The organism is Pseudomonas sp. C6002 (assembly GCF_013385805.1).
Classification (GTDB): domain Bacteria; phylum Pseudomonadota; class Gammaproteobacteria; order Pseudomonadales; family Pseudomonadaceae; genus Aquipseudomonas.
The window spans coordinates 1-11,984 of the sequence record NZ_JACAPH010000032.1 but is presented as its reverse complement, the minus strand read 5'-3'; the positions used below and the strand labels follow the sequence as shown (position 1 = coordinate 11,984).

Here is an 11,984-nt window from a genome sequence, read left to right as displayed (position 1 = left end):
CGGGGTCAGCCTTAAAGCTGTGAAGCTTGCACTAATTCAGTGCATAAAAGCAGTTCTGTTTACTTCAAGCTGCCGGAAAGAAACTGCTGCAAACGCTCGGACTGTGGGTTGACCAGCACTTCGCGCGGGTTGCCACGCTCTTCGACGATGCCTTTGTGCAGGAACACCAGTTGGTTGGAGACTTCACGGGCAAAGCCCATCTCGTGGGTCACCACCACCATGGTCCGGCCTTCCTGGGCCAGGTCCTGCATCACCTTGAGCACTTCGCCCACCAGCTCCGGGTCAAGGGCCGAGGTGGGTTCGTCGAACAGCATCACCTCAGGCTCCATCGCCAGGGCACGGGCAATCGCCACGCGTTGCTGTTCACCGCCGGACATGTGGCCAGGGAACGCATCCTTGCGATGGCCCACGCCGACTTTGGCCAGGTAGTGCTCGGCCTTTTCCCGGGCGTCTTTTTTCGACATACCCAAGACGTGCACCGGTGCTTCCATGACGTTTTCCAGCGCGGTCATATGGGACCACAGGTTGAAGTGCTGGAACACCATCGACAGTCGCGAACGCATGCGTTGCAGCTGTTTCGGGTCTGCAGCCTTCATGGCGCCGTCTTTGTTGGCCACCAGTTTGAGCTCTTCGTTATTGAGCAGAATCTTGCCGGCGTGGGGCTGCTCCAGCAGGTTGATGCAGCGCAAAAAGGTACTTTTGCCCGAGCCACTGGACCCGATGATGCTGATCACATCACCGGCCGCGGCGGCCAGGGAAACACCTTTGAGCACTTCATGACTGCCATAGCGTTTATGCAGGTCTTGGACTTCAAGTTTGTACATGCGGTCGGTTCTCACAAAAACAGTTGGTCAGTCGTTGAGCAAGCGCCCGTGCCGCAGCGCTTCGCGCCCCGCCACCTTGGCCAGCCAGAAACCCGCTTGGGCATAACGTAGCCGTTCAACGGCAAACAGCACCCCAGGCGTGCCCGCGCAAACAATGCTCACGCGGTCGGACAAGGGATCGATCACTTCAAATATCGGGTCGCCGGCTTCGACTACGTCACCGGCTTTACGCAGGTAGCTGATCACGCCGGCGTGGGGCGCGAACAACAACTCGGTGCCTTCGAAGGGCAGGCCTTCGCAGGGCTCGTGCTGCGGCGCGGGCCATTCACCACGGATCAGGCCTTGCTCGGCGAGGAACGCCAGGATGCCTTCAGCGTGGAAAATCGCTTCGTCACGGCCAGTATCGGCCTGGCCACCCAGCTCCAGAGTCGTCGCCAGGCACGCCAGGGGAATCTGCGCCTCGGGGAACGCCCGGGACAGCCGCAGCCACGGTAGCGAGCAGGCTTCGTCAAACGAACTGCCGCCGGAATCTTCCGCCAGCAGGCCGACCTTCACATTCAGGTGCGCCGACAGCGAACGCCACTGCGGCCAGTGTTGCGGCAGCGCGTACATGTGCAACGCGGCTTCGGCGTCGCAATGCAGGTCGAGGACCACGTCGGCGGTGCAGGCATGGCTCAGCAACACTCGCTGCATGCCTTGCAACTGGCTGCTCGGCTCCGGCAAGGCGTTCAGCGCGTCGCTCATGGCCTGGCGGATCAAGCGCACATTGGCGTGAGGATCATCCCCCAGCTTGCCGTTGAGCAACTCGGTAACCGGCTCGCTCAACTCAACGAAATCACGGTTGAAATTCTTGCCGCTGCCGACCTCGAAGCGGCCCTGGTGGCTGCCTTGCAGCAACTGTCCCAGGCCCATCGGGTTAGCGACGGGGACCAGCTCGATCACGCCGTTGAGGGTGCCTTGCTGCTCCAGTTCCGTCAGGCGCTTTTTCAGCTCCCAGGCGGCGCGCATGCCGGGCAATTCATCGGCGTGCAGGCTGGCCTGGATATAGGCCTTGCGCTCGCCGCTGCCGAAACGGAACACCGTCAGCTGGCGTTCGCAGCCCAGGTGACCCCAGGGCAACAGGTGATCGATACGTTCCATATCAATGCTTCCGTGGAGCCAGGTAGCTCAGCCAGCGGCCTTCGGCCAACTTGAACAGGCGCACCAGGATGAAGGTCAGGCACAGGTAGAACGCACCCGCAGTGATATAGGCTTCGAACGGCAAGTAGTACTGGGCGTTCACCGTGCGTGCGGCACCGGTGATGTCGATCAGGGTGACGATGGACGCAAGGCTGGTGGTCTGGAGCATCATGATCACTTCGTTGCTGTATTGCGGCAGCGCCCGGCGCAGGGCCGATGGCAGCAGGATCCGGCGGTACAGCTTGTAGCGCGACATGCCCATGGCCTTGGCTGCCTCGATCTCGCCGTGGGGCGTGGCCTTGAGGCTGCCGGCGATGATCTCGGCGGTATAGGCGCTGGTGTTCACGGCAAACGCCAGGCACGCGCAGAAGGTCGCGCTGGACAGCAGTGGCCACATGAAGCTTTCGCGCACCGCTTCGAACTGGGCCAGGCCGTAGTAGATCAAGAACAGCTGCACCAGCATCGGCGTGCCGCGAATCACATAGGTGTAGAGCCAGGCAACACCGTTGACGATCGGCTGCTTGGACACGCGCATCAGGCCCAGGGGCAAGGCCGCGAGCAAACCGAAGAACAGCGAAATGGCCAGCAGTTTCAGGGTGGTCAGCAAGCCGCCGAGGTACAGCGGCATGGCCTCCCAGATGACGTTGTAGTCGAAGATCATAGATCAGCCGCCTTTACGCCTACCGAGTAGCGCTTCTCAAGATGACGCAGGGCCAGCAACGACACGCTGGTGATCACCAGGTACATCGCCGCCACTGCGAGGAAGAAGGTAAAAGGTTCGCGGGTGGCGTCTGCCGCCTGCTTGGCCTTGAACATCATGTCTTGCAGGCCCACCACCGAAATCAATGCGGTGGCCTTGGTCAGTACCAGCCAGTTGTTGGTAAACCCGGGGATCGCCAGCCGAATCATCTGCGGCACCATCACCCGGAAAAACACCTGGAACGGGCTCATGCCATACGCCAGGCCGGCTTCGGCCTGGCCCTTGGGAATGGCCATGAAGGCGCCACGGAAGGTTTCCGAAAGGTAGGCGCCAAAGATGAAACCCAGGGTGCCGATACCGGCGGCCAAGGGGTTCAAGTCAATGTAGTCGTTGTAGCCGAGCAACGGCGCAACGCGGTTAAGCAGGTCCTGACCGCCGTAGAAAATCAGCAGGATCAGCACCAGGTCGGGGATCCCGCGGATCACCGTGGAGTACAGGTCGCCCAGCCAGGCCAACCAGCGCACCGGCGAGAGGCGCAACGCGACCCCGATCAGACCCAGAACAATGGCCAGGGCCATGGACGACAAGGCGAGCTGAAGCGTCAACCAAGCGCCATCGAGGATGACAGCCCCGTAGCCTTTCAACATGATTCAGGTCCTCGAAAAGGGGGATGAAAAAATGGCGCAAACTTCAGAGATCCTGGTGCTTGCGCCATTCTGGACAGACAGCTGCGACGGTTTACTTGGCTTCTGGGCCGTAAATGTCGAAGTTGAAGTACTTGTCCTGGATTGCCTTGTACTTGCCGTTGGCACGGATCGCAGCGATTGCAGCGTTGATGCGGTCCAGGTTTTCCTTGTCGCCTTTACGTACCGCGATGCCGATACCGTCGCCGAAGTACTTGGCGTCGGTGAAGGCCGGGCCGGTGAACGCGTAGCCTTTACCGGCTGGCGTGTCGAGGAAGCCTTCCTGCAACAGGGTGGCGTCGGCCACGGTGCCATCAAGGCGACCGGCTTCTACGTCCAGGTAGATTTCGTTCTGCGAGCTGTAAGGAACAATGGTGGCGCCTTTGGGAGCCAGCACTTCCTTGGCGAAACGGTCGTGGATCGAACCGCGCTGCACGCCGATTTTCTTGCCTTTCAATTCATCCAGGCTGTCGCTGACGGCAGTGCCTTCCTTCAATACCAGGCGAGCTGGGGTCAGGTAGTAGCGGTTGGTGAAGTCCACGGACTTCTTGCGATCGTCGGTGATGGACATCGAGGACAGGATGGCGTCGATCTTGCGCACTTTCAGCGCCGGGATCAGGCCGTCGAATTCCTGCTCGACCCAGGTGCACTTGACCTGCATCTGCTCACACAGGGCGTTGCCGATGTCGTAGTCAAAACCGACGATGCTGCCGTCCGGTGCCTTGGAGGCAAACGGAGGGTAAGCCGCTTCAATACCAATCTTCAGTGGCTTGCCTTCGGCGAAAGCCTGCATGGACAGCACGGACAGCGCCAGGGCGCCCAACAGCACGAGTTTCTTCATCTTGGGACTCCATCGGTATAGGGCAAAACAGCAGTATGAGCCAGGGCCCACGATGCGAATGAGTGAAACCGAATAGCGGTGCTGCGTCCTGCGCCAGTTCAGCATCGGCGACGACGAGCGAGTGATCGGCATTCTAACGACAGGCCGGAAGCCGATATTTCCTCAATGCGACAACAATTTACAGAAGCACCGAGAAAGCGGTTCCAGCACATTGACAGCCTCTTGATTTTATGCAGAGGCAAAAGATATTAAACCTGTTAACGCTGCAAGTTGCGGGCCTATTATTCGCAAACCCTTCTAGCACGGCAAGTGTAGCGTTGGATCTAATTTTTCAGGGCGTCTAAGACGCGGGTTTTCGGGGCATGGGCGTAGCACTTTGCCTCATGTTTGGGCGTGGGGTTACACATTTGCCGGGGTCGGTAACATTCAGAAACTTCCTACAACACAATCCGATATTTATTGGCCTTGTGTAAGTCGCCCCACCGGATGACCAGCCTTGGAATGCAATCTAAATGTGGGAGCGGGCTTGCTCGCGAAGACGGTGTGTCAGTGGGTGATGTGCTGGCTGACACGCCGCCTTCACGAGCAAGCCCGCTCCCACAGGGGTTATAGGTCGCCTGTCCGATCGCACAAAAAAGCCCCACCCGGCCTACGCCGAATGGGGCTTCGTCCCACAAACCCGCCTTACGCGACGTTCATGGTCTTGTGCGTCTCGATCAAATGCGCCACCACACTCGGATCCGCCAGGGTGGAGATATCCCCCAACCCGTCGTATTCAGCGGTGGCAATCTTGCGCAGGATCCGGCGCATGATTTTCCCCGAACGGGTCTTCGGCAAGCCCGGTGCCCACTGGATCACATCCGGCGAAGCAATCGGCCCGATCTCTTTACGCACCCAGTTTTTCAGCTCCAGGCGCAGCGCTTCATTCGGCTCTTCGCCGTTTTTCAGCGTGACATACACATAGATGCCCTGGCCCTTGATGTCATGAGGCACCCCCACCACCGCCGCTTCCGCGACTTTCGGGTGGGCAACCATGGCGCTTTCAATCTCGGCGGTGCCCATGCGATGGCCGGACACGTTCAGCACGTCATCCACCCGCCCGGTGATCCAATAGTAGCCATCCTCGTCACGACGCGCACCGTCACCGGTGAAGTACATGCCACGGAAGGTCTTGAAGTAGGTGTCCACAAACCGGTCATGGTCGCCATACAGCGTACGTGCCTGGCCCGGCCACGAATCCAGGATCACCAGGTTACCCTCGGCCACGCCTTCAATCAGGTTGCCGAGGTTGTCCACCAGCGCCGGTACCACGCCAAAGAATGGGCGCGCCGCCGAACCCGGCTTGAGGGCATGGGCGCCCGGCAGCGGGCTCATCATGTTGCCGCCGGTCTCGGTCTGCCACCAGGTATCGACGATCGGGCAACGGGATTGGCCGACGTTCTTGTAGTACCAGTCCCACGCTTCCGGGTTAATCGGCTCACCCACCGAACCCAGCAGGCGCAAGCTGCTGCCATCGGCGCCTTCGCAGGCGGCGGTGCCGGAGGCCATCATGGCGCGGATCGCGGTCGGTGCGGTGTAGAGGATGTTCACTTTGTGCTTGTCGACGATCTTCGCCACCCGGGTGATGTCCGGATAGTTCGGCACGCCTTCGAACATCAGCGTGGTCGCGCCGTTGGCCAGTGGGCCATAGACGATATAGGTGTGGCCGGTGACCCAGCCGACGTCGGCGGTGCACCAGTAGATTTCGCCCGGGCGGTAGTCAAACACGCGCTCGTGGGTCAGGGCTGCGTACAACAGGTAGCCGCCGGTGGTGTGCTGCACGCCCTTCGGCTTGCCGGTGGAGCCCGAGGTGTAAAGGATGAACAGCGCTTCTTCGGCGCCCATCTCTTTCGGCGCACACACGGTGCCCGCCACTTTCATCAGGTCTTCGTACCAGATGTCGCGATGCTGGTTCCACTTGATGTTGCCGCCGGTGCGCTTGCACACGATGACTTTCTGGATGCTGCTGGTTTCCGGGTTGGTCAGGGCGTCGTCGACGTTGGCCTTCAGGGAAATCTTCTTGCCGGCACGAATGCCTTCGTCGGCGGTGATCACCACCTTGGATTTGCAGTCGATGATCCGACCGGCCAGGGCCTCTGGCGAGAACCCGCCAAACACCACCGAGTGAATCGCACCGATCCGGGCACAGGCCAGCATGGCGACCGCAGCTTCGGGAATCATCGGCATATAGATAGTCACCACGTCGCCGCGGTGCACATCCTGGCCGCGCAGGGCGTTGGCGAACTTGCAGACTTCTTCATGCAGCTCGCGGTAGGTGATGGTGCGGCTTTCGGCAGGGTCGTCGCCCTCCCAGATGATTGCTGGCTGGTCGCCACGCTCGGCTAGGTGGCGGTCCAGGCAGTTGTAGGAAACGTTGAGGGTGCCGTCGGCAAACCATTTGATGTCGACATGGTGATCGTCGAAGGAGGTCTGCTTCACCGTGGTGAAAGGCTTGATCCAGTCAAGGCGCTTGGCTTGCTCGCGCCAGAAACCGTCGGGGTTGACCACCGACTGCTGGTACATGGCCTTGTAGGTCGCCTCATCGGTCAGCGTATTGGCTGCTACTTCGGGGCGAACGGGGTACAGAGAAGCCGCACTCATCTTTCTTACCTCGGTGACATAGTTGTTGTTGTATGGCCCTGTTGTAGCCGGGCCGGACCTATAGAACCATTCGACGATGGTAGTAACAAGCCCCTACAAATTGCCCACCTATCCCCTGGCAGCGCTCTGGCCCGCGGCCCGTGGCGCTTTGCAGGTTTCTGAAAAAACCTTCATTTCGCGATTGTTACAAAAACCACCAATAGTGTTTATCAAAAGCACGGGTATATGAATATAACTCGGACGCCTAAAATCAACCTCGCCATCAAGGCACTGTGATTAACAACGTAACAGCCCCCACGAAGGCAACGTTAATCCGAACTTCCCAATCAAGTTACACACGTGGCCTCACAAGGGCCCCGTGACCCCTTTCGACCGCCAAAAGGTAAATAGTCAAATGAAAGCGTTATTAGTTATGGCCCTTAGCAGCTTGTGCGCCACCGCCGCCCTGGCCGACGAAGCCCCGACTGACGTAGCCAGCCAGAGCACCCCGATTGTTGAGGATTACACTTACAGCACCCATCTGGACGTCGCCAAAGTAGTGTCCATGAGTGAAGTCCCGGATGTATGCCAAGTAGTACCGGTAAAGATGGAATATGAAGACTCACAAGGTCAGCGTCATATTCTTCAATATCAGGTCATGGGTAACGGTTGCTCTAACGGATAATAACTTCGTTAGTTTGAACTGAACCTGATCTTATTCGCCGCAAGAAATCGTTCTTGCGGCAAAGAGCCGGCTTATCCCCTACCGCTTGAATCGAATGCTACGATTGTGGCGCCGCCACCTCACCTGCAAGGCAGGATGCATTCATGCGAGCCAGTTTCGAAAAAATCCCCACCGAGGCGAACACCTCTTGGACCCTGCTGAACAGGCGTCTACCGGAAGCGATTCCGTTTGAATGGCATCACCATCCCGAATACGAACTGACCCTGACCCTCAACAGCCGCGGGCACCGCTATATCAGCAACGATGTGGCGCTGTACGATGACGGCGACCTGGTGCTGGTGGGCCCGAACGTGCCCCATAGCTGGTCTTCCGCCGAGCTGATCGACCCCGCCAAACCGCACATTGCCCTGGTCATCTGGTTTTCCGAGGCCTGGGCGGACTCGCTGGTGCAACTGTTTCCGGAGATGGGGTCGACGCGCGCGCTATTGGCTGCTGCGCGACAGGCGTTGAGTTTCAGTGATGCTACGTCCCGGGCGCTGCGCCCGGTGATCGAAGCCATGGTCGAGCAAGACGCTTCCCAGCGACTGATCTCGTTGCTTACCGTGCTCAACACATTGTCCCGGGATATCGCCGCGCAGCGCATCGCGACGGAAAACGCCGCCCCTCACATCGTTGAAGACGCGCGCATCCGCCGCGTCCTGGACTACCTGCACGGCCACTATGCGCAACCTGTCGGCATTCCCGAGCTGGCGCAAATGGCCTGCGTCAGCGTTTCAGCCTTCCATCGCATGTTCCGCAAACACACACGCTGCACGGCGCTGGACTACATCGTCCGGCTACGCATCGGACATGCCTGCGCTTTATTGATGCAGGGCAACCTGGCGGTCAGCGCGATTTCCGAACAGGTCGGCTATGCCTCCCAGGCGTTGTTCAATCGGCAGTTCAAGGCGCACAAGGGCATGACGCCGTCACAGTTTCGGCTTCAACACGGGCATCACTTTCAATAAGCCGATTCTTCTATACGCCTTACAACAAACGCCACAATCGTACTGCTCAACGCGCCAAATCAGGCTGCCGCTCAGGCGGGCCGGGGTGATTCCATACCTGTATGCACACAACAACAAGACAGGTCACCCCATGAGCAACTACCACGCCTTCGAATGCGCCGAGCTGCCGGACGACTACAAGCGCAGCATCGTCGCCATGAAAAAGGCCCTGCGCGCGCAGATCGGCGACGTGCCTGCGCTGTTCGCCGAGGTCAGCGAGTTCATCAGGGCTGAAATCGCCTCGATCAAGGCCCAGCAGTCTGCCTGGCCCGAACTCGACTTTGAAACCATCGCCACCGGCCAGGTCACCGAAGCACAACGAGCCCTCATCAAACGCCGGGGCTGCCTGGTGATCCGCAACCACTTCCCCAGGGAACAGGTGCTGGCGTGGGACAAGAGCCTGCTGGACTACCTCGACCACAACCTTTTCGACGAGGTGTATCGCGGCCCGGCTGACAACTTCTTCGGCAACCTCGAAGCCTCACGCCCGGAGATATTCCCCATCTATTGGTCCGACGCCCAGATGCAAGTGCGCCAACACGAACGCATGGGCGCTGCACAGTCGTTCCTGAATCGCCTGTGGACCATCAATTCCCAAGGCCGGCAATGGTTCGACCCAGACATCAATGCGTTGTACCCCGACCGCGTCCGCCGCCGCCCACCCGGCACCACCTCCAAAGGGCTTGGCCCGCACACCGACTCGGGCGCCCTGGAACGCTGGCTGCACCCCGCCTACCTAAAGGTGTTCGACAAGATCTACCGCAACGATTTCAAGTCCTACGACCCCTGGGACGCTGCAAATCGCACAGAAGTCGATGAATACGCCTACAAGGACACGGTGAAATGCTCGGCCTTCCGTACCTTCCAGGGCTGGACCGCACTGTGCGACATGCAGGCCGACCAGGGCGTGCTGCATACCTTGCCGATCCCCAAGGCGATGGCCTACATGCTGCTGCGCCCGCTGCTGGACGATGTCCCCGAAGATGAGCTGTGCGGCGTTGCGCCGGGCAAGGTGCTGCCAGTTTCAGAGAAATGGCACCCGCTGCTGGTCCAGGGCATGACCCCGATTCCGGACGTGCAGGCCGGCGATTCGGTGTGGTGGCACTGCGACGTGATCCACAGCGTCGCCCCCGTCGAAAATCAACAGGGCTGGGGCAACGTGATGTACGTGCCCGCCGCGCCCATGTGCCCGAAAAACCTGCGGTACGCCAAGGATGTGCTCAGGGCGTTCGAGCAAGGGGCCTCACCGGATGATTTCGCCCGGGAGGACTACGAGAAAGAGTGGAAAGACCGCTTCATGACGCCGCAACTGAACACCCTCGGCCGCAAAGGGCTGGGGCTGGAATAAGCACCGCTCCCCAAAACAACAAAAAGGGTTATCCCACATGAAAATCCCCCATCGCCTTGCCGTTGCCATCTCCCTCGCCAGCCTTTGCACGTTCGCCGCTCACGCAGCCGACAGCAAAGGCACTGTTGAAGTCGTCCACTACTGGACCTCGGGCGGGGAAGCCAAGTCTGTACAGGTGCTGCAACAACTGATCGAGAAAGACGGCTTCATCTGGCAAAACAGTGCCGTGGCCGGCGGCGGTGGCGCTGCTGCCATGACCGTCCTCAAGAGCCGCGCCGTCTCCGGCAACCCGCCCTCTGCCGCGCAGATCAAAGCTCCGGACATTCAGGAGTGGGGCAAGCTGGGCCTGCTGACCAGCGTCGACAACGTCGCCAAGGCCAATCACTGGGACAGCCTGCTGCCCGAAAGCATTGCGCAACTGATGAAGTTCGACGACCACTACGTCGCCGTACCGCTCAACATCCACCGCATCAACTGGTTATGGATCAACCCCGAGGTGCTCAAGAAAGCCGGCGTGTCCAAAGCCCCGGCCACCCTGGAAGAACTCTACGCCGCCGGCGACAAACTCAAGGCCGCCGGCTTCATCGCCATCGCCCACGGCGGCCAACCCTGGCAGGACACCACCGTATTTGAAGGCCTGGTGCTCAGCATCCTGGGCGCCGATGGCTTCCAGAAAGCCTTTATCGACAACGACGAAGCCACCTTCACCGGCCCCAAAATGACCGAAGTCTTCGTCGCGCTGCGCAAGCTGAAGACCTACATGGACCCCAACGGCGCAGGCCAGGACTGGAACATGGAAACCGCCAAAGTCATCAATGGCCAGGCCGGCATGCAAATCATGGGGGACTGGGCCAAGAGTGAGTGGACCGCGGCGGGTAAAAAAGCCGGGGCCGATTATGAATGCGTGCCCTTCCCCGGCTCACAAGGCATTTATAGCTACACCATCGACTCACTGGCCATGTTCAAACCGTCCAGTAAAAATGATACGCCGGGCAACAACGCGGCTCGCGACGACCTGGCCAAGATCGCCCTGGAGCCGCAATTCCAGAGCGTGTTCAACCAGAACAAAGGCTCCATCCCGGTGATCAAGGGCCTGGACATGAGCCAGTTCGACAGCTGTGCCCAGGCTTCCGCCAAGGACTTCGCCGAAGCCGAGAACGCCGGCACGCTGGAGCCGAGCATGGCCTTCAACATGTCCACGTCCCAGGCGGTGCAAGGGGCGGTGTTTGATGTGGTCAGCAACTTCATGAGCAATAAAGACGCGGACCCCGCCAAGGCTGGCAAGCAGATGTTTGCCAGCATCAAAGCCGCAGCCCAGTAACCCCCCGCGACCCGTTCTTGCGCCAAACGGCGCAAGAACTTCCAGACCGAATCTGCCCCAGTTCGGCGCGCTGAAACAAACGCCTACCGCCCGTCAAAAAAATCCAAGCCAGGCAAAGCCTTGTAAACCCGGACCTTGGCTGCAAACACCACCATTTTGGCCGCTCACCGAGACCATCCGCCGCAACACAAAGTCGAATTTTTCCCTATAATGCGCGGGTAAATCGGGCCTGCAATATCCCTTTACACTGGGACGAAGAGCCAGACCTGAGGCCCCCGCTGGAGCCAGTAAGCATTGCTCCGCCCCTCAAGCCTCAAGCAGAACACCCGTAACCCTGATTCCGTTTAATGCGTGCGTTAGCTGCAACAAACGATTCCTTAAGATCCACCGCGGCCTTTGGGCCGTGTGAACACCCAACCATCCGGTTTCACACGGGCACCTAAGAGCCCTCACGCAGGAGACGACACGTCATGCTGAGCTGGGACGAGTTCGACAAAGAAGAAGACGGCGAAGTAGTTGCCAAAGGCGCCAACGCCGGCCACGCCACCGAAGCCAACATGGACCGCCTCGACGGCGCCGGCGCTGCTGCCGCCATCGAAGCCCGCGCCGTCACCGCCGCTGACTCCGCCGCCATCGTGCGCGCCAAGGCCGCCCTCGACAAACTCGACGTCGCCGAAGGCCTCGCCGAACTCGAAGGCTCCGCCGCCCGCGTGGCCGTTGACGAAAAGCGCATGATCA

General features: G+C 59.9%; 10 protein-coding genes and 1 pseudogene. 5 read left to right on the top strand and 6 right to left on the bottom strand.

The features are described 5' to 3' along the window. Window positions 1-59: 59 nt before the first annotated feature. From HX817_RS23460 to acs, 6 genes are all read right to left on the bottom strand, one after another. Window positions 60-824 carry an ABC transporter ATP-binding protein gene (locus HX817_RS23460; RefSeq protein ID WP_003214336.1) on the bottom strand — a complete coding sequence of 255 codons (765 nt, stop codon included), beginning with the start codon at window positions 822-824 and terminating at the stop codon, window positions 60-62. Window positions 825-851: 27 nt separating this feature from the next. Continuing rightward, window positions 852-1,964 carry a succinylglutamate desuccinylase/aspartoacylase family protein gene (locus HX817_RS23455; protein WP_177041346.1) on the bottom strand — a complete coding sequence of 371 codons (1,113 nt, stop codon included), beginning with the start codon at window positions 1,962-1,964 and terminating at the stop codon, window positions 852-854. A gap of 1 nt (window position 1,965) precedes the next feature. Continuing rightward, entirely contained in the window at window positions 1,966-2,664 is a 699-nt protein-coding gene (locus HX817_RS23450; RefSeq protein ID WP_008435252.1) for an ABC transporter permease, read from the bottom strand. Further along, window positions 2,661-3,350 (bottom strand): ABC transporter permease, encoded by a 690-nt coding sequence (locus HX817_RS23445; protein WP_003214341.1) that lies wholly within the window; start codon window positions 3,348-3,350, stop codon window positions 2,661-2,663. The genes HX817_RS23450 and HX817_RS23445 overlap by 4 nt, the downstream gene beginning before the upstream one ends. 91 nt (window positions 3,351-3,441) lie before the next feature. Further along, window positions 3,442-4,227: an ABC transporter substrate-binding protein gene (locus HX817_RS23440; protein WP_003214343.1), complete on the bottom strand. Its 786-nt coding sequence runs from the start codon at window positions 4,225-4,227 to the stop codon at window positions 3,442-3,444. Between the two features lie 684 nt (window positions 4,228-4,911). Continuing rightward, window positions 4,912-6,867 carry an acetate--CoA ligase gene (gene acs, locus HX817_RS23435; RefSeq protein ID WP_003214346.1) on the bottom strand — a complete coding sequence of 652 codons (1,956 nt, stop codon included), beginning with the start codon at window positions 6,865-6,867 and terminating at the stop codon, window positions 4,912-4,914. Window positions 6,868-7,261: 394 nt separating this feature from the next. Here acs and HX817_RS23430 point away from each other — a divergent pair, with 394 nt between their 5' ends. The 5 genes and pseudogenes from HX817_RS23430 to HX817_RS23410 all read left to right on the top strand — a co-directional run. Beyond that, complete coding sequence (locus HX817_RS23430) at window positions 7,262-7,531, top strand: DUF2790 domain-containing protein (protein WP_003214348.1); 270 nt, start codon at window positions 7,262-7,264, stop codon at window positions 7,529-7,531. Window positions 7,532-7,674: 143 nt separating this feature from the next. Then, complete coding sequence (locus tag HX817_RS23425) at window positions 7,675-8,538, top strand: AraC family transcriptional regulator (RefSeq protein ID WP_003214350.1); 864 nt, start codon at window positions 7,675-7,677, stop codon at window positions 8,536-8,538. 130 nt (window positions 8,539-8,668) lie between these two features. Then, window positions 8,669-9,925, top strand: a complete 1,257-nt coding sequence (locus HX817_RS23420; protein WP_177041344.1) for a DUF1479 domain-containing protein — start codon at window positions 8,669-8,671, stop codon at window positions 9,923-9,925. Window positions 9,926-9,962: 37 nt separating this feature from the next. Then, on the top strand, window positions 9,963-11,246 hold the full coding sequence (locus HX817_RS23415) for an ABC transporter substrate-binding protein (RefSeq protein WP_003214355.1): 1,284 nt from the start codon (window positions 9,963-9,965) through the stop codon (window positions 11,244-11,246). Between the two features lie 470 nt (window positions 11,247-11,716). Continuing rightward, a pseudogene (locus HX817_RS23410) lies at window positions 11,717-11,984 on the top strand (ribonucleotide-diphosphate reductase subunit beta); the annotation flags it as partial.

What these genes read in the sequence shown, in the direction of transcription:
- HX817_RS23440 (WP_003214343.1), bottom strand. Translation starts at nt 4,227, where the DNA reads ATGAAGAAACTCGTGCTGTTGGGCGCCCTGGCGCTGTCCGTGCTGTCC.
- HX817_RS23425 (WP_003214350.1), top strand. Translation starts at nt 7,675, where the DNA reads ATGCGAGCCAGTTTCGAAAAAATCCCCACCGAGGCGAACACCTCTTGG.
- HX817_RS23430 (WP_003214348.1), top strand. Translation starts at nt 7,262, where the DNA reads ATGAAAGCGTTATTAGTTATGGCCCTTAGCAGCTTGTGCGCCACCGCC.
- acs (WP_003214346.1), bottom strand. Translation starts at nt 6,867, where the DNA reads ATGAGTGCGGCTTCTCTGTACCCCGTTCGCCCCGAAGTAGCAGCCAAT.
- HX817_RS23445 (WP_003214341.1), bottom strand. Translation starts at nt 3,350, where the DNA reads ATGTTGAAAGGCTACGGGGCTGTCATCCTCGATGGCGCTTGGTTGACG.
- HX817_RS23455 (WP_177041346.1), bottom strand. Translation starts at nt 1,964, where the DNA reads ATGGAACGTATCGATCACCTGTTGCCCTGGGGTCACCTGGGCTGCGAA.
- HX817_RS23420 (WP_177041344.1), top strand. Translation starts at nt 8,669, where the DNA reads ATGAGCAACTACCACGCCTTCGAATGCGCCGAGCTGCCGGACGACTAC.
- HX817_RS23450 (WP_008435252.1), bottom strand. Translation starts at nt 2,664, where the DNA reads ATGATCTTCGACTACAACGTCATCTGGGAGGCCATGCCGCTGTACCTC.
- HX817_RS23460 (WP_003214336.1), bottom strand. Translation starts at nt 824, where the DNA reads ATGTACAAACTTGAAGTCCAAGACCTGCATAAACGCTATGGCAGTCAT.
- HX817_RS23415 (WP_003214355.1), top strand. Translation starts at nt 9,963, where the DNA reads ATGAAAATCCCCCATCGCCTTGCCGTTGCCATCTCCCTCGCCAGCCTT.